The 17,836-nt window shown below is 42.1% G+C and carries 18 protein-coding genes; 8 read left to right on the plus strand and 10 right to left on the minus strand.

Annotation, left to right across the window (positions count from 1 at the left end; translation table 11 throughout):
• Positions 1-2: 2 nt before the first annotated feature.
• From HQQ94_RS02940 to HQQ94_RS02955, 4 genes are all read right to left on the minus strand, one after another.
• Entirely contained in the window at positions 3-866 is an 864-nt protein-coding gene (locus tag HQQ94_RS02940; protein ID WP_173293011.1) for a DUF3014 domain-containing protein, read from the minus strand.
• A 151-nt stretch (positions 867-1,017) separates the two neighbouring features.
• A complete protein-coding gene (gene recG / locus HQQ94_RS02945; protein ID WP_173293012.1) occupies positions 1,018-3,093 on the minus strand; it encodes an ATP-dependent DNA helicase RecG in 2,076 nt (691 codons plus the stop codon).
• A 415-nt stretch (positions 3,094-3,508) separates the two neighbouring features.
• The gene (locus HQQ94_RS02950) at positions 3,509-3,898 is read right to left on the minus strand and encodes a hypothetical protein (RefSeq protein WP_173293013.1); all 390 of its coding nucleotides are present in this window, start codon (positions 3,896-3,898) and stop codon (positions 3,509-3,511) included.
• Between the two features lie 506 nt (positions 3,899-4,404).
• Complete coding sequence (locus HQQ94_RS02955; RefSeq protein ID WP_173293014.1) at positions 4,405-4,794, minus strand: hypothetical protein; 390 nt, start codon at positions 4,792-4,794, stop codon at positions 4,405-4,407.
• A gap of 502 nt (positions 4,795-5,296) precedes the next feature.
• On the opposite strand from HQQ94_RS02955, the gene HQQ94_RS02960 reads away from it, so the two are divergent.
• The 7 genes from HQQ94_RS02960 (at position 5,297) to HQQ94_RS02990 (ending at position 10,044) form a co-directional block, all read left to right on the plus strand.
• A complete protein-coding gene (locus HQQ94_RS02960; protein ID WP_173293015.1) occupies positions 5,297-5,689 on the plus strand; it encodes a hypothetical protein in 393 nt (130 codons plus the stop codon).
• Between the two features lie 147 nt (positions 5,690-5,836).
• Positions 5,837-5,980: a hypothetical protein gene (locus HQQ94_RS02965; RefSeq protein WP_173293016.1), complete on the plus strand. Its 144-nt coding sequence runs from the start codon at positions 5,837-5,839 to the stop codon at positions 5,978-5,980.
• Positions 5,981-6,036: 56 nt separating this feature from the next.
• Complete coding sequence (locus HQQ94_RS02970; protein ID WP_173293017.1) at positions 6,037-6,627, plus strand: TetR/AcrR family transcriptional regulator; 591 nt, start codon at positions 6,037-6,039, stop codon at positions 6,625-6,627.
• Positions 6,628-6,786: 159 nt separating this feature from the next.
• Positions 6,787-7,944: an iron-containing alcohol dehydrogenase gene (locus HQQ94_RS02975; RefSeq protein ID WP_173293018.1), complete on the plus strand. Its 1,158-nt coding sequence runs from the start codon at positions 6,787-6,789 to the stop codon at positions 7,942-7,944.
• A 93-nt stretch (positions 7,945-8,037) separates the two neighbouring features.
• On the plus strand, positions 8,038-8,718 hold the full coding sequence (locus HQQ94_RS02980; protein ID WP_173293019.1) for a type 1 glutamine amidotransferase domain-containing protein: 681 nt from the start codon (positions 8,038-8,040) through the stop codon (positions 8,716-8,718).
• 13 nt (positions 8,719-8,731) lie between these two features.
• On the plus strand, positions 8,732-9,352 hold the full coding sequence (locus tag HQQ94_RS02985; RefSeq protein WP_173293020.1) for a glutathione S-transferase family protein: 621 nt from the start codon (positions 8,732-8,734) through the stop codon (positions 9,350-9,352).
• A gap of 35 nt (positions 9,353-9,387) precedes the next feature.
• Positions 9,388-10,044, plus strand: a complete 657-nt coding sequence (locus HQQ94_RS02990; protein ID WP_173293021.1) for a nitroreductase family protein — start codon at positions 9,388-9,390, stop codon at positions 10,042-10,044.
• 237 nt (positions 10,045-10,281) lie between these two features.
• Here the strand turns inward: HQQ94_RS02990 and HQQ94_RS02995 are convergent, their stop codons facing one another.
• From HQQ94_RS02995 to gmk, 6 genes are all read right to left on the minus strand, one after another.
• Positions 10,282-11,940 carry an AMP-binding protein gene (locus HQQ94_RS02995; protein ID WP_173293022.1) on the minus strand — a complete coding sequence of 553 codons (1,659 nt, stop codon included), beginning with the start codon at positions 11,938-11,940 and terminating at the stop codon, positions 10,282-10,284.
• A gap of 126 nt (positions 11,941-12,066) precedes the next feature.
• On the minus strand, positions 12,067-12,768 hold the full coding sequence (gene trmH, locus HQQ94_RS03000; protein WP_173293023.1) for a tRNA (guanosine(18)-2'-O)-methyltransferase TrmH: 702 nt from the start codon (positions 12,766-12,768) through the stop codon (positions 12,067-12,069).
• A 125-nt stretch (positions 12,769-12,893) separates the two neighbouring features.
• Positions 12,894-13,277, minus strand: coding sequence for a RidA family protein (locus HQQ94_RS03005; RefSeq protein WP_173293024.1), 384 nt, complete (start codon positions 13,275-13,277; stop codon positions 12,894-12,896).
• Between the two features lie 29 nt (positions 13,278-13,306).
• Positions 13,307-15,418, minus strand: coding sequence for a bifunctional GTP diphosphokinase/guanosine-3',5'-bis pyrophosphate 3'-pyrophosphohydrolase (gene spoT / locus HQQ94_RS03010; protein ID WP_173293025.1), 2,112 nt, complete (start codon positions 15,416-15,418; stop codon positions 13,307-13,309).
• Between the two features lie 13 nt (positions 15,419-15,431).
• Positions 15,432-15,716, minus strand: a complete 285-nt coding sequence (gene rpoZ / locus HQQ94_RS03015; protein ID WP_173293026.1) for a DNA-directed RNA polymerase subunit omega — start codon at positions 15,714-15,716, stop codon at positions 15,432-15,434.
• Positions 15,717-15,763: 47 nt separating this feature from the next.
• Positions 15,764-16,396 (minus strand): guanylate kinase, encoded by a 633-nt coding sequence (gmk, locus tag HQQ94_RS03020; RefSeq protein WP_173293027.1) that lies wholly within the window; start codon positions 16,394-16,396, stop codon positions 15,764-15,766.
• 325 nt (positions 16,397-16,721) lie between these two features.
• Here gmk and HQQ94_RS03025 point away from each other — a divergent pair, with 325 nt between their 5' ends.
• Positions 16,722-17,795, plus strand: coding sequence for a DUF805 domain-containing protein (locus HQQ94_RS03025; RefSeq protein WP_173293028.1), 1,074 nt, complete (start codon positions 16,722-16,724; stop codon positions 17,793-17,795).
• The last annotated feature ends 41 nt before the right edge of the window (positions 17,796-17,836 follow it).

Raw genomic sequence — 17,836 nt, forward strand, 5'->3', positions numbered from 1 at the left:
ATTTATTGTTCCACGCTTTTTTTCAGCTTACGTAATGCCGATTTCACTTTTTTACTGTTTTCCGGTCCCATTCTGATGAGTAACTTTTGCGCATTGGGTAGAGACTCTAGTCGTGGATCTGCAAATTGATAATTAACACTAATACTATTAAGTTCAATTGGGCTATCAGTAATAGGGGCGTCAAGCATGACATCGATGGCCTTTAACATGCGGTCAGTGAAATTCATATCACCATAGCCCAACTCTTCAAATGCTACTGTTAATAGTGGAGTTAGATCTTGGTAAGTCTGCTTCAGTTGTGCTTCATTTAGGTTGTTAACGAAGTCTGCATATTGATCGTATCTGTGGTAGCTGTCAGGGTTTAAATACGTTTTGTTAGTGATTTCTGAAACGGTAAATACTTGGTTTGGTGCTTTAAGTGGGCTGACTTTTCGAGCTAGCTCTCCTTGGGCTAAATTATCCACGAAGACGACGAAATGTCTGAGGATGTTTTTTTCGACAATATAAGGTTCTATTTTGCTATCGTTAGCCATTTGAATCGTTTTATTGTGCACAAATGGATCGCTATCTGATAACGCAGGTAGAGGCTCGGCAGGAGGAGTGATGACGACGTCTTCAATCACCTTAGGATCGACTGTTATTATTGGTTCGTCAGGTTGCTCTTTTATTGCTAAAGGCTCACTTGGAACGGGGTCCGGCAGTTCGACAGTGTCCACCCGTTCATTTTGGCTGACATTATTGGCGCTAAAGTAGTAGTAAGCACCACCTGATAGGAGTAATAAAACAACGATAGCGACGATGGCTATGGTACTAGTACTAGCAGGTTTTTCCTGCTGTTCTATTCTATCTTCTTGATTAACTTGCATTTAGCATCCTTTTGGCGAATGGGCCGATTAAATTTGTGTTAATTATGCGCTGTAAGACCTAAGCCTCCATTGTGCAATAATCAACGCCCTTGTCTAGGTAAGTTGTGATAATTAAAAAATAATTAACCTGACGAATGATATTGGTAGGTGATTAAGCTTGTACGTATTGCTCTCGCTCACCGAGCCAGCGGTGCACTATGGCATCGACATTGTCTGGCACTTGCTGCATCACATGGACTGCGAGTGTTTGAATATGCGGGATAAGCGCTTGATCGCGGATTAGATCGGCTATTTTCATGTCGGCAACCCCAGTTTGTTTCGTGCCGAGTACTTCACCGGGCCCTCTAATTTCAAGATCTTTTTGAGCGATAATAAAACCATCATTACTTTTTCGGAGTACGCCTAACCGTTTTGTCGCCATTTGAGAGAGCGGGGCCTTGTACATTAATAGGCAATGGCTGGCGATTGAGCCACGTCCTACACGGCCTCTTAATTGATGCAATTGTGCTAAACCTAGTCGTTCAGGGTTTTCGATGATCATTAAGCTGGCGTTGGGGACATCAACACCGACTTCAATGACTGTGGTGGCGACCAGTAAATTGAGGTTTCCAGATTTAAATTCCGCCATGACAGCTTGTTTTTCTGCAGACTTCATCCGCCCGTGAATTAAGCCTATGTTGAGTTCTGCTAGGGTTAATGTGAGTTCTGCGGCGGTATCTTCAGCAGCCTGACATTCGAGTACTTCAGATTCATCAATGAGGGTGCAAACCCAATAAACTTGTCTGCCATCATTGGTTACGGCTAACCTTACTCGTTCGATAACTTCGTTGCGGCGAGCATCAGAGACTGCAGCTGTACTAACGGGTGTGCGTCCTGGAGGGAGTTCGTCGATCACTGAAGTGTCAAGATCGGCATACGCTGTCATGGCTAAGGTACGCGGGATTGGCGTGGCTGTCATGATGAGTTGATGAGGATGAAATCCTTGGTGAATGCCTTTTTCTCTTAATTCTAGGCGCTGGTGGACACCAAATCTGTGTTGTTCATCGATGATAATCAGCGCTAATTTATTAAAATTTACTTTGCTTTGAAAAATAGCATGTGTGCCAATGACCATATTAGCGTCGCCACTTTCTATATCGGCTAACGATTGTGCCCTGGCTTTACCTTTGAGCTTGCCGGCAAGCCAGCCGACTTTTAATCCTAATGGTTCGAACCACTGACTAAAATTAAGGGCATGCTGTTCGGCCAGCAGTTCTGTGGGGGCCATCATGGCCACTTGATATCCATTTTCAATTGCTTGTAGGGCTGCAAGTGCGGCGACCAAGGTTTTTCCTGATCCTACATCTCCCTGAACAAGTCTCATCATCGGGGCATTTTTTTCAAGATCTTTACCAATGTCTAAACCGACTCTATGTTGTGCACCTGTTGGTTTAAACGCCAGCGCGGTTAAAAAAGGATTGAGTAGTTGCCCTGTGGCAGGCATTGAAATGGCATTATCGCGATTACTGCGTTGACGCAGTTGCAGCATGCTGAGATTGTGAGCCAATAATTCTTCTTGAATAAGCCGTTGCTGCGCAGGATGTGTGCCTTGCTCTAGCTCATAAAGTGCGACGTCATTATGGGGGCGATGCAAGAGTTGTAAGGCTGCTTTAAGGCTGAGGTTATTGGGTTGAAGCTGCAGAGGGAGAAGTTCTTGTAGCCCGCCATTTTCTAACATCAGCAGAGCCTGATCGGTTAATTTTATCCAGCTGGCTTGCTTAAGGCCTTCTGTCGTTGGGTAGACAGGAGTCAGAATGTCGCTGGGCAGCTCTGGATCGTGATCATTGATTAACTTGTATTCGGGATGAACAATTTCGGTTTGATGAGCACTGCGACGTATTTCTCCGTAGGCTCGGATCCGCGCCCCATTGGCTAACCCATTTTTTTGTGCGACTGAGAAATTGAAAAATCTTAGGGTTATCGAACCACTATTATCACTGACAGTACACGTGAGCATGCGCTTGCGGCCTTGAATGATCTGACTGGATTGGATCACGCCTTCTATGGTGCCATAACTGCCGGGATAAAGAGAAGCAATGGGATAGATCTGGGTGCGATCTTCGTAACGTAGAGGCAGGTGAAACAAGATATCTTGCACTGTAGCTAGATTAAGTTTCATTAGACGTTCAAGCATTTTCTTGGCCACGCCTTTGAGCTCAGTTACAGGAACAAGATCGAGTCTATCCACTATTTTACCCATCTAATCAATTAAGCCCGCTTTATGCTGTAGCTCTCAATTACTGTGTTTATATACATATACTATCAGATAAACGGGTTATGGCAATCCTAAGACCCATTTTGCTCAAGCTGTGTGGTTGTTAATGAGGCTCGATACTATCATCTAGATAAGGATATTTTTGATGTTATGGTTATATTTTCTACCTAATAGCCTGTTATTGCTAGGAGAGCACAATAGAGATATGGGTCAAAACAGCGGTATAAAATGCTATTTAAGCCTCATTTAGGTTCAATAATCTAGAGCTGAAAATATTCACTCTTTGAAACTTGTTTTTCATCATCGTATAAATCATGAACTGACTATACAGAGTAAACCAACTCGTTACATAACGCGCTTAGTGTAAAAAGTTGGTTGGTGAATAATGTTACATACGGTCGAAGTTCCATAGTCCGTTTTGATAATTATAATAACTTTTGTGTGCATCAATGAAGTAAGATGATCCATCCGGTCTTATTAGCTCAAATATTTCCCATTTTGAGCTATTTCTTTCAGCGGGTTGAGTTATATATCCTTCAGGGCATGTTAGTGTTTTTTCAATAAATGTGGACTCTTGAACTTTAAAGACTTTGAAATAACCATGATTAGCAGCAGTTATTCGTCCCCATTGCCCCTCAATGGGGACATAATTATTATTTTCATCTAAAAGCCATTCCCAGTCACTTCCATCGGGTAATCCACAGTAGACATAGGTCTCTGCGAACGACTGACTACTTAATATTAAAGTAAGGCAGGTGATTATTTTTTTTAGCTTCATCTATGCGTACTTCTTATTTTTAATGGGTTATTAATAAATTAAGTCAATCTTGATAAGCGATGACTTATCTCTGGGCCAAAAATAGTTTTTATTCCTAAATTAAAATAGATCCCATAGGGATCTTTGAAGACCTCCCAATAGGAAGAGTTAAAATCTCCAGGTTGAGCAATAGTACCTGCCGGACATAGTGTGCTTACTGTCAGATAAGTTTCCTCTGAAATGCTGAAATGCTGAAATAATTAAAATAGTGATCGTTAGGGAGGCTCTCTCTCCCCCACTTCCCCGTTACCTGGACGTAGTTGTTAGAACTATCAACTAGCCAGTTCCAGTTACTCCCATCGGGTTGAGAGCAATATATATAGGTTGTTTCTGCATATGCAGTAGAAGTATTAATTGCTACTAAAAAAAGAAAATTTGATATAAATTTCATTTTTATCATCTTAGTTAGTGTTATGATTTATTGTTATATGCGAGCATTATTTTATTTTTTATAAAGCGTTTGGTTTTTATAATCGAAATGATGGAGAGGTGTTGCTTCCAATAACGCTTTTTTTACCATCTGCAATAAAATTCCCATTATAGTCTATAATATAAAACACTTCCCAGAATGAAGAGTCACGGTCACCTGGCTGAGCTACATAACCTAATGGGCACATAGAATTTATTAATGTATATTTTTCGATTGAGATACTAAAATAATTAAAGTACGTACCATCAGAATACGTATTCCTTCCCCATACACCTTCCATTAAAATATAATCGTTATTGTTAGTTAAAAGCCAATCCCAATCACTTCCGTCAGGAGTGGCACAGTAAACATAAGTAGTTGCAGCGTGTGCAGATGAAATATGTAAGCTGATCAAAAAGAGCAGAGTTGATATAAATTTTATTTTCATTTGTTTACTTCTATCTAATTTAATTTCTGGAGTGGAATTTAAGGAGTTCTTTGATTTAGATCAATGTTTGATCAAATAAATAATATCAATAATAAGTAAGTAGTATTAAAGTGTTAGTCCTAAATGACTATCTAGGTTGCCGAATTGTTGCTAGTGCTAATTCTTTTGGGTGGGTGTGATTTTAGTTGTGGTTGCAGTTGATAGGTAGCAAATGAGGCAGTTGTTGTTTAAATTAATAAAAAGGCAAGAATAATGACACTTTCAAAGTGGAGAGTTATAAGTCTTTACACCGATTGGCTTAAAAATCGGCATGATAATAAAATCAAAAAAGTATTTATTTATCGTAAAATGATAATACTTAGTAAAGCTTTAGTTGCAACAAAGACTTTAATGTGTTTTTATTTAAATGTAAACAAAGGGGGGGTCACCACTTTATTTTATTAACAGTCTCAATTTATATGCTTTAAGTAATATATAGAGCAATGATTATATATGGATAATTATGAATCTTTTTAAAAGTAATGTATTGCTATCACTTCTTTTAGGTGTTGCTCCACTGTCATCTTATGCTAATGAAAAAGATGTCACTATTTATTGTGCTGATATCTCTATTATGGATGGTTATTCATTAAAAAATGAATATGATGAATTAATTAACGTCGATGGAACATGGTCTAAGGAGTATATAATGCCAGGTTCAGACCACTTTTATTATTATGCGTATAATATCTCTGAAGCAACATATGACTCAATGAAAGACCGATGCATGGGCAAATTTATTCCACACCCAAATAGTGTAGAATATATGGGTTGGAATATATTCCATGTAGAATACGATAATGGTGATAATAAACCTGCTTCAGGTTATTATGGAATAAGAACTAAACTGAAATAGTGAGAATGCTTGTTGCTTGTATTGAACACAGTATTGACTAGATTGAATAAACAACATTTTTTATGAGTTATATTTGATAACTCTATGAAATATACTCGAAGTGTTTTTACTTTAAAGACGTATAAAACTAAAATATAGGATTTTATTATGATAAAGAAAGCCGCGACAGCATTAATTATATTATCAGCATTTTTAGGTACCTCATTATATGCTGCACCTTATGCTTCTTGTCCAGAAGGGGAGTTCCCATTTTGCTCTGATTGGACTTGTATTTGTTCACCTTTGAATTAACTAAATATATCAAAAGAACTAGACGACTGGTCTAATTTGCCGTAGGCTTACTGCCTATGAAAACAGAATCTACCACTCAATCCAATCGTCAGCATATTCTTGACGTTGGCTATCAGCTGATTGCCGCCAAGGGGTTTTCTTGTGTTGGGCTTGCGCAATTATTGCAAGCTTCCGCAGTGCCAAAGGGATCTTTTTATCACTATTTCAAATCGAAAGAGCAATTTGGTGAAGCACTTATCCAAGGATACTTTGAAGGTTATAAGTCTGATCTCGATACTTTATTTGGTAATACTAGCTTGAATGGTTATGACCGATTAATGACGTACTGGCAAAGATGGCTGACGGCACAGATCGAAGGCTGTATCGATCAGAAATGTCTGGTGGTTAAACTTAGCGCCGAAGTGGCCGATCTTTCTGAGGCCATGCGCCTTGCGCTGCTCAATGGCTCTGCCAGTGTTATTCACCGCTTAACAGTGTGTATTGCTGTGGGTGTTGAAGATGGCTCTATTGCGAAGAGAGATCCACAATCTACAGCCGAAATGCTGTATCACATGTGGTTAGGTGCGAGCTTAATGAACAAGTTGGGCCATCCCTCAGATGCGCTAAATAGGGCGATAGAAACAACTAAGTTGGTTCTTAGGCCTTAGTCAATAGCACTAAAAATTTAATACTCATCGATTTACCACTCCCGCCTGCCTGTATTAGGTACGCGGGGATTTTTTTCAATAAACACTAGACGACTGGTCTATTTCGCTGTATCAAGCGGTAGATTTGTTCAAATTAAATGATTAATGTGAGGCAATTCCATGTTTAATTTTGACTATTACAATCCGACCCGCATCAGTTTTGGTGAGGGGAAAATAAATGAGTTGGATAAGTTAGTTCCACAAGATGCCAAAGTGTTAGTGTTATTTGGCGGTAGTAGTGCTCAAAAAACGGGTACCTTAGATGAAGTTAAGCAGGCCCTTGGTCAACGTGAATTACTTGAATTTGGTGGTATTGAGCCTAACCCCACCTACGAAACTTTAATGCAAGCAGTCGAGGTGGTCAAAACCGAGCAAATAGACTTCTTATTGGCTGTGGGTGGTGGTTCAGTCATTGACGGGACTAAGTTTGTTGCAGCAGCGGCAGTTTTTGATGGTGAGCCTTGGGATATTTTGCTTAATTGGGGGGCTAATGTCACTCAGGCTATGCCTTTTGGTACAGTGTTAACATTGCCAGCTACAGGCAGCGAGATGAACAATGCCAGTGTGGTAACCCGTAAATCTCTCAAGGCAAAGCTGCCGTTTCGTAACGATCTTGTGTATCCACAATTTTCGATATTGGATCCGACTAAGACCTATACTTTACCCGAGCGTCAGGTGGCCAACGGTGTCGTCGATGCTTTCGTGCATATTACCGAGCAATATCTGACATATCCAGTCAATGCTGCTGTTCAAGACAGAATAGCCGAAGGCTTGCTGCAGACGCTGATAGAACTAGGCCCTCAGGTGTTAGTTAATCCAGATGACTATGACATACGTGCCAACTTGATGTGGGTTGCCACGACAGCGCTCAATGGCAGCATAGGTAGCGGTGTCCCCCATGATTGGGCGACACATATGATAGGTCATGAGCTCACGGCCCTATATGACATTGATCATGCTCGTACCTTGGCGGTTATTCTGCCTTCCTTGTTGAGGTTAACAAAAGAGGCTAAGCGTGAAAAGTTACTCCAGTTTGCGCATCGAGTATGGCATTTAGAGCAAGGCAGCAATGATGAAAAAATTGAGCTGGCTATCACGAAAACCCAACACTTTTTCGAAGCTATGGGGATCCCGACCCGACTAATAGACTACGACTTAGGCATGCAAGATGTCGATGCTGTCATTGCGCAACTAGAAGAGCACGGTATGGTGGCGCTGGGTGAACATGAAAATATCGACCTTGCCATGAGCCGCGATATCTTAAGCTTAGCGCTTTAATCTGATTGAATGCCAAGCTGCGCTGCTTGTTAGTTTGGCAAACGTCGAATACCTTTACGTATTCGCTTATTTTTTGACTATTAAGGATCTAAAATGAACGTTCTTATTGTACTGACTTCCCACGATAAACTTGGCGATACTGGCCTTAAGACTGGCTTTTGGTTAGAAGAGTTTGCCGCGCCCTTCTATGCCTTTAAAGATAAGGGCCACACAATAACATTGGCTTCACCATTAGGTGGTCAGCCGCCTCTTGATCCTAAGAGTAATGAGGCTGATTTTCAAACGGCGGCGACCGATAGATTTGCCACAGACTTAAGCTCTCAGGCGCTATTGGCTAATACTCAAATACTAAATAGCATCAATGCCGACGATTATGACGCGGTGTTTTATCCTGGTGGCCACGGCCCCTTATGGGATTTGGCTGAAGATGAAGATTCCATCGGACTGATTGAAGCCTTCCACCAGTCTGGAAAAGTGCTAGGGCTAGTGTGTCATGCCCCTGCAGCGCTACTGCATCCTAAAGGAGCTGATGGCAAGTCGTTAGTCAGCGGTAGGCAAGTGACTGGGTTTAGTAACTCAGAAGAAGAGGCGGTGCAGTTGACTGCTATTGTGCCTTTTTTAGTGGAAGATATGCTGCAACAAAATGGTGGCATTTATGTGAAAGGCGATGACTGGGCAAGTTTTGTTGTCACCGATGGCCACTTGGTCACAGGTCAAAACCCTGCATCATCGGATGCGGTAGCACACGGCATGATGGCCCAATTTAGCCAATAAGGAAAAGAGCATTATGATCACTTTACACCATCTTAATAAGTCGCGTTCTAAGCGTATTATCTGGTTACTCGAAGAGTTGGGTGAGGCTTATGAGATTAAAAGCTATCAACGTGACAGTCAGACATTTTTAGCGCCGCCTGAGTTGAAGAAGATCCATGCTCTAGGTAAGTCTCCTGTTATTGAGTTTGATGGTCAGGTTATCGCCGAGTCCGGTGCCATCACCGAGTATCTTATCGAGCGTTTTGCGGCTGATAGGTTAGCACCAGCTCGAAACAGTCAAGATCACATCAATTACTTGCAATGGATCCACTTCGCCGAGAGCTCGGCAATATTGCCTTTATTGTTACGTATGTTGGTTGCAAAAGATGGCAGTAAGACGCCATTCCTTGAAGGCTATGCCAAGGGGGAAGTGCAAAAGGTGCTGAGTTATTTCAATGATATGCTCGAAGGTAAAACCTATTTAGTCGGTGGCAAGCTAAGTGGTGCGGACATCATGATGTCGTTTATTGTGGAAATAGTGCAAAACAATGGCGAATTAGGCTTGTACCCTCATATCGAACGATACGGTGCATTATTAAGTCAGCAGCCCAATTGGGTAAAATCGGCTGATATTGAAGCCGAACTTGATGCTTAAGTTAAATACTGATACTGATTAAAGGAACGATGAAGATGACTCACTCGATTATTGAAGATCTTACCCTGCGCCACACCGCTAAAAAATACGATGCATCAAGACGCATTCCTCAATCTGAGCTTGATATTATTTATGAAGCAATGCGTCTGTCTGCATCGTCAATCAACTCTCAACCATGGAAATTTATCGTGATTGAGAGTGATGAGGCAAAGCAGCGTATGCATGAAGCATTTGCATACAAATATCAATTTAATCAACAACACATTAAAGCCGCTTCTCATGTTATTTTATTTTCGCATAACCCAAGTTATACGCGAGAGGATTATGCCAAAGTTGTCGATAAAGGCATTGCCGATGGACGCACTCAGCTTGAAAAAAGAGAGCAAGCTTTTGGTGCTTTTGCCTTTGTTGAATCTAATACTGACGACACGGGTAACAACGCTTCATGGACTAAGTCACAAACTTATTTAGCCTTAGGCAATACGTTACACGTTTTGGCTCGATTAGGCATTGATTCTACCCCGATGGAAGGGATAGACAGTGATTTAGTTGGTGAGATTTTCAAGAATGAGCTAAATGGGTTTGTCTGTGAAGTGGGATTAGCCATTGGTTATCATCATCCTGAAGATGATTATAATGCAAGTTTACCTAAATCACGTTTATCATTACAAGATGTAATGCAGGTACTTTAGGCTTGTGTAATGATACTGCGCCATGTCATTTGGCGTGATGTTCCTATTATACCAATTGCATTAAATATATGATCAATTCAGAGGCTCTCAAATTTTTCAATTCAAGGCACATGGATGTGGCGAATGTCTGTATTGCAAGAGCAAATACAGCCCTTGCCTTCATGGCGTTGAATTCCCGCTGAATGGACAATTACTTAATGCATTTGGTATTAAATCAATCTGAGGCTGAACCCGTTGTCAGTCTATCTCCTCTTCCCAGAGAATTTTACCCCCGCGAATACCATCGATTTTATCGATAAATTTTTTCTCTAAAACATGGCGCTTTATCTTCAGTGTTGGGGTGAGTATATCGTTATCGACATCCCAAGCCTCTGAAGCGACGATGATGGCGTCGACAGTTTCATGGGATTCAAGATTGGGATTAATACTATTGAGTGTCGCTTTAAGAGAGCAGCGAACTTCCTCTTTAGGCTGCAGCTTTGCTCCCTCTGATAACTGAACTAACGCAATAGGATGAGGCAAACCAGAGCCTATGACGCAGATAAGCTCAATATGAGGATCTTGGGCTAGTTTACGCTCGATAGGGACTGGTGCAACGTATTTTCCCTTGGAGGTTTTGAAGTTATCTTTAACCCGTCCAGTGATAGAGACACTGCCATCAGTATCGATTGAGCAGAGATCGCCAGTTTTAAAATAGCCATCCTCATCAAATGAAGCTAGGCTCATTTCCTCTTGTTTATAGTAACCAGTCATTAAACCTGGACTTTTAACGAGTAACTCACCGCTCTTGTCTTGTTTGATTAAGCAGCCTTCGACAGCCCGTCCCACGGTACCGATTTTATTAGCATCGAATGGGTAGTTAATGATGGAGTAGGCACTATTTTCTGTCATTCCCCACGCTTCACTGATATTCAGACCTATCTTGTGATACCAGGTGATCAATGAGGGGGGAATAGGCGCTGATCCTGAGCCTAATAAGTGGCAGTGTTCAAGTCCTAGTCCGGCATGGATCTTCTTTTTAACGATGCCGCTGATGATCGGTAATTTAAGTAAGAAATTAAGCTTGTCGTAACCCACTTTATCGATAATGTTTTTCTGGAATAGACTCCAAAGACGTGGTACTGAAAAGAATACCGTTGGACGAGCGCGTTGAACATCACTAACAAAACTGTCTAAGCTTTCTACAAAAGCGACACTACTCCCCGAATAGAAAGAGGAACCTTCAATGGCGACACGTTCTGTAATATGAGCAAGGGGCAGGTAGGAGATAAGTCTATCTTCACTATCCGTTTTAAGATCTCGGACAACTGCCTGACATGTCCAGCCATAGCTGGCAAATGTTTGCATCGCCCCTTTAGGCTTACCTGTTGAGCCTGAAGTGTAGATTAAGCTCATCAGCTGCTCAGGACTGGCGAAAGGGGCATCGATAAGTGGTTGGCCGAGTTTAAGTAACTGTTGCCACGAGTACTGAGCAGGCATGGTGTCGTATGGCATTGCCATTCTGAGAATATCGCCTCCCACTCCAGCTTCTTGATCTGCCCAGTAATCTAACTTACCAATAATAATGGCTTTTACTTCGCTGTGCTCTAGTACGTAGCGAATGGTATCAGCATTGGCTGTTGGGTAGATTGGTACGCTGATATAGCCGCCATGCATGAGTGCAAGATCGGTAATAAACCATTCGGCACAGTTTTTTGAAAGCATGGCAATTTTGTCGCCTGGTTCAAAACCTAAATGCCGTAATGCCCCAGCTATTTTTTGCATTTGCTGCTGAACTTCACGCCAGCTAAAATCTTGATATTGACCGTTGATGGGCTGCCTAAGATAGGTGTGATCTCCCTGCTTTTCGACCCAATGGGATAGCATTTCTACAGGGGTTTTGATTGTCGATTCCATCAGCGACTCCATGATTAAATTCATTACTCTTTATGGGTAAAATTGTTAGTATTTTATTATCAAACAATTAATTAGGTGTTTCGAGTATGACGAAAAAAATCATCTATGACAAATATAACAAATTTGTTATGTATCGATAGGGTGGTATTCTGCGGATCGCATATTGGCCCACCAGTTGGCATCAGCTAAAATTTGTCCTGCATGATCTATTTGAGGGTAAGGCAGGTTTTTACGGCGGCAAGCTTTAGCGTAAATAGGATGCCCCTGTTCAAATAACATTTTTTGGCAATAAGTGTCATCTAGTAGACGAGTGCCATACATATTCGCTGCGTGTCGCTGTCTCTGAGCTTCATACATAATTAGTGCAGAGGCGACGGAAACATTGAGCGATTGCACCATTCCTATCATAGGAATAATAATATGTTGATCCGCCGCCGCAATGCCTTCTTGGCTAACACCGTCATGTTCATTACCTAATATAATCGCGGTTGGTCGCGTATAATCAATATCGCGAAAGTCGACGGCTGTGGCTGAAAAGGTGGTGGCGAGGATTTGCATGCCTTGAGCGTGAAATGCTTGCTGTGCATCATCCATATGATAATGTTTGATGGTGTTCACCCACTGTTGACTGCCTGATGCAGTATTACCGGACACTCGCATTTCAATATCAGGCCATACAGCATGAATTTGATGGATCCCAACCGCATCTGCAGTGCGGATAACGGCAGCGATATTATTTGTCTTATGGACTTTATCAAGACAGAGTGTTAAATCAGGTTGACGGTTATCTAGCATCTCGTTGATGCGTGCAAAGCGTTCTGGACTCATGTATTATACCAATCAGTAAAATAACAAAAGGGCGCTTTAGCGCCCTTTTGGTGTGCATACTCAAGCCATGTCAAGATGCTCGCTTTAGCGCGCCATAGGATGGCTGCATCTTGAGGTGGTTTGGGTTAAAGCGCCATTATTCCATCCATCTCAACTAAAGAGTCTTTTGGTAGTTGCTTAACCCCGATCGCTGCGCGCGCTGGGTAAGGTTGAGTAAAATAACGTTCCATTATTTCATTGACGGTAGCGAAGTGACTGAGATCTGTCATATAAATATTGAGCTTAACAATATCATTAAGTGAACCACCAGCGGCATGGCAAACAGCGGTTAAGTTATCAAAAACTTGAATCACTTGCGCATCAAAGTCAGTGCTAACGATTTGCATACTCTCTGGATTAAGTGGGATCTGACCTGAAAGATAAACAGTACTGCCCACTTTAACAGCTTGAGAATAAGTGCCGATCGCTTGTGGTGCTTTATCGGTTACTATGATGCTTTTATTCGCCATAACGCTCTCTTTTTATTTGTAATATCTAATTATCGATTTCGTGATGTACGCAATACTTCAGGTAATACCCTGATACGACGCATCACGTTGGCTAAATGAATACGATCAGTGACCGAAATTCGTAAATTGATCAAGAAAACTCTGCCGTCACGTTCTTCTGTACTCAGGTTATGAATATTCGCACCTTCACCAGCTACGATGGAAGTAATTTTTGCCAATGCACCTTGATGATTCACTATTTCTACGCGTAAATTTGCTTGGAACGTAACCCCTTCGGCATTATCCCATTGCACTGGAATATACTTATTTGGTTCACCTTGATAGCCACGGATATTTGCACAGCTTTCCATATGAACCACTAGCCCCTTACCAGGGCTCACATGAGCAATAACGGCATCTCCCGGGATAGGACGACAACAGTTTGCGAATGTGACTAGCATTCCTTCTGCGCCACGGATTGGCATCATGTTGGATTCTTTATGCTCATGGAGCTCTATTTGGTCTTGATTACCTTTAAGGCGCTGAGCGATCACAATACTCATGGCATTGCCAAGGCCAATATCGGCTAGGAGTGCATCTAGAGTGTCATGTTTTGTGTCTTGGACTATTTTGTCAATTTTTTCTGGTGCAATCATGTCGAGTTTGGTTTCACCCAATGCATGATTAAGTAAACGCTTACCTAAGATAACGGCATCGTCTTCTTTTAGGCTTTTGAGCAGTTGACGTATCTTGGCACGTGCTTTACCCGTTACAACAAAATTCAACCAAGCAGCATTCGGATGAGCCCCTTTTGCTGTGATGATTTCGACTGTTTGCCCTGAAATTAAGGGTTGACTGAGTGGGTAAGCTTGACGATTCACGCGGGCACCGACGCAGGTGTTACCCACATCGGTATGCACTTCATAAGCGAAATCGACAGGAGTGGCACCGAGCGGAAGTTCTAAGATACGACCTTCAGGGGTAAAGACGTAAATTTCTTCAGGGAAGAGCTCAGTTTTAAAGTTTTCAACAAACTCAAATGAAGTACTGGCACTTTGTTGTAATTCAAGCAAGCTTTGCATCCACTTACGAGCACGAACTTGTGTGGTTGTTCCTTGCTCTGCGGCACCGCCTTTCTTATATATCCAATGAGCCGCTACACCTTTATCAGCCATTTGATCCATGTCTTCAGTACGGATTTGAATTTCAACAGGGACACCATGGGGTCCAAACAGTGAGGTATGTAATGATTGATAGCCGTTGGCTTTAGGGATGGCAATGTAATCTTTAAAGCGTCCAGGGCGCGGTTTATATAAACCATGCATCGCCCCCATGACGCGATAACAGGTATCAATGGAGTCAACAATCACCCGGAAAGCGTAGATGTCCATGACTTCTTGGAACTGAAGTTCTTTACTGCACATCTTGTTATAAATTGAGTAGAGGTTTTTCTCCCGCCCCTTTACGGTGCCGATAATCTTAGTGTCTTCGAGGCGAGTACTGATCGCCGCTTCGATACTTTGTATGAGTTCTTTACGATTGCCTCGGGCAGCTTTGACGACTTCTTTTAGCACTCGATAGCGCATTGGGTAGTAAGCCTGGAAACCTAGATCTTCCAGCTCAATCTTAATATTATGAATACCAAGACGATTAGCGATAGGAGCATAAATTTCGAGAGTTTCACGTGCAATACGTCGACGTTTATCAGGTCTTAAGGCCCCAAGAGTACGCATATTATGGGTACGGTCAGCTAATTTGATGAGGATCACTCGAATATCCTGAGTCATTGCCATCATCATTTTACGAAAGTTTTCTGCTTGCGCTTCTTTTTTATCGCGAAATTTTAGTTTATCTAATTTTGAGACACCTTCGACTAATTCAGCGATAGATTCACTGAATAATTCTGCGAGTTCGTCTTTGGTGACAGGGGTGTCTTCAATGGTGTCATGTAGGAGTGCAGCCATAAGCGTCTCGTGATCGAGACGCATATCTGCCAGTATACGAGCGACCGCAACTGGGTGTGTGATATAGGGTTCCCCACTTGTGCGCATTTGACCTTCATGGGCATCACGCGCGACCTGATAGGCCTGCTTGAGTAATTCTACTTGCTCGGGTTCTAAATACCCCGATGCAGACTCCTTAAGACCTTCAAACAGATACAAGTGGTTGTACTCCTTATATAAAGCTGTTACGCCCTTCAGCAATCGCAGCAACGGCAGCGATTTCAGCGGCTTCGCGTTCACGAACAGTCTGTCGCTCGTCGGCGTCCAGAGTTTCAGTGGTGACTAAACCAAGTTCGATTTCGCGTAAAGCGATAACCGTTGGCTTGTCGTTCTCTTCGTCAACCATAGGGTCTTTACCCTGCACGGCGATTTGGCGAGCACGACGCGCTGCAACCAGGATCATATCAAAACGGTTGCCGATTTTGTTTACGGCGTCTTCTACAGTTACGCGAGCCATGTATGGAACTCCAGTGTTAAGATGAAAAATTGACGCAAAATTGTACACTAAGACAGTTCTTCTGCCAATAGATCTCTAAGCATACCATTTTGAGTATGAATTTGGCTAGCGCAAGTTAAGCGTTGACTGTTAATGATAGTGGTGAAATCAGTTAGTGCCTTATCAAATTCATCATTGATAATAATGAAATCATATTCTCGATAATGAGACATTTCTGATGTCGCTTGAGCCATGCGCCCAGCTATCACTTCTTGGCTGTCTTGGCCTCGACCCGTTAGGCGTTTTTCAAGTTCTTGTTTCGAAGGAGGTAAAATAAATATCCCGATAGCGTCAGGCATCATTTGTTTGACTTGCTGAGCGCCTTGCCAGTCGATATCGAGGAACACATCAATGCCTTTATGTAAGGTTTGCTCGATGACTCTGCGAGAGGTGCCATAGTAATTACCGAATACTTCTGCCCACTCGAAAAAAGCATTATCGGCAATTAACGCGGTAAACTCTTCAGTTGTAACGAAGTGATAATGTTGGCCATTAATTTCACCCTGACGTGGCTTGCGGGTCGTATGTGAAACCGATACTTGCTTATCGGTTGGCTGGCCTTGCAGTAAGCCAGAAATGAGTGAAGATTTACCTGCGCCACTTGGCGCAGATACAATAAATAAATTTCCGCGTACGGTCATTAGCCTAGTATCCAAAAGCTGAAACGAAAAGAGCCGATAACCTCGTCATGAGGCTGATTTTATTATTATACAAGTCTGCCGCCCTCTGGCGCTAGTATAAGCGGTGCTATTTTTGTTACCTAGGTAACATAAGATGGGCTTTATTATTGCTGAAAGGGAAAGTTGTCTTGTTGGCGCTGACTTTAGCAGCTAAATTGGTTAGTCTGTGATTTGCTGAAACTCACCTTTTAGCCAAAGGTTATGTAAAGAGAGGCCCAATATTGCAAGGTCATCTCCCTTTATTTTAATGCTTTCTGTACGAACTAACTCTTAGGTATTGAATTTAATGCAGTATAAATCTCTTTTTTGTATAAAAGGGCGTGATAATTGGTTGAGGTTCTCAATTATAAGCGGCTTGCTTTATTTGGTTTTGTTATTGGGATTTGTCGTCATGGGGGCTGGCGGGACAATAGTGTTACTGGCTTTGTTACTTGCTCCAGTGCTTGGTTTGAGCACATTAAGGCGGTTACATGATAGTGAGCGCCGACATCGATTTGTGGGCTTAACATTATTTCCTTTTATGCTCTTTTCCTTATCTTTAGCCTATAGCACTAGTGCCATGGCGTCGTTAACTTGTGTTGTTATTGCGAGCTTGTTGACTTTTTTTCTGGCTATTGAGCAATCGACATCCAGTAAAGAAATGTATCATCAGGGTTATGCAGGGCCAGTGCTTTCATCAACAAAGGTGAGGTGTTGTTCCAGAATTGAACCCACGTTTGATGGTCCTGCTGTTACAGTGGTTGAAGAGCAGCTAACTGATAACAAAGAGCACATTCCGTTGAGGGGGCAACAAGTTGAATTCATTCAGAGACAGGAAGAAGGAGGAGTAACCTTTGACCTTTGGGTGATATGGGCTAAACAAAATCAGAGATTATTATTCAGTGTGATTGGCGGTATTTTATGCTTGATGGTGCTGAGCAGTATTTGGTCTATTTTTGCACCGTCGGTAGATAACCATGATGTGGAGCAACCATTGACAGGATCTAGGCCTCAAGGTGATTATGATCGTGATGAGGTTAAATTGGCGGGTGGCTTTAAGCTTTTACTGGAAGAGGAGGTGCTTATCATGAGTTGGCTGGGAGACTCTGGTGAGCCAGGTGTTATTTGGTCATTAGCGACTGGAAAAGGTGATAAAGGTTGCGCACATTTAGTATTTGATAATGGCAGTCAGTATCGTCCAATACTGGTTGAGTTGATGTCAGATGCCAGCATCGAAACACGGTTTACGCCGCTTGATACTCAAGAGATTATTACCAACATTGCCCGTAGAGGAAGTGTTAACGTTTGTGGCTATGATTTTAGCTTGAAAGGTAGTCAGTCTGTATTAGCCAAAAGTGAAGCGTTTACACGCTATTTATAGCTGGAGAAAATGTTATTTTCCCTTTAGAATGCTTGGTTTAA

The organism is Shewanella sp. VB17, assembly GCF_013248905.1.
Classification (GTDB): Bacteria; Pseudomonadota; Gammaproteobacteria; order Enterobacterales; family Shewanellaceae; genus Shewanella.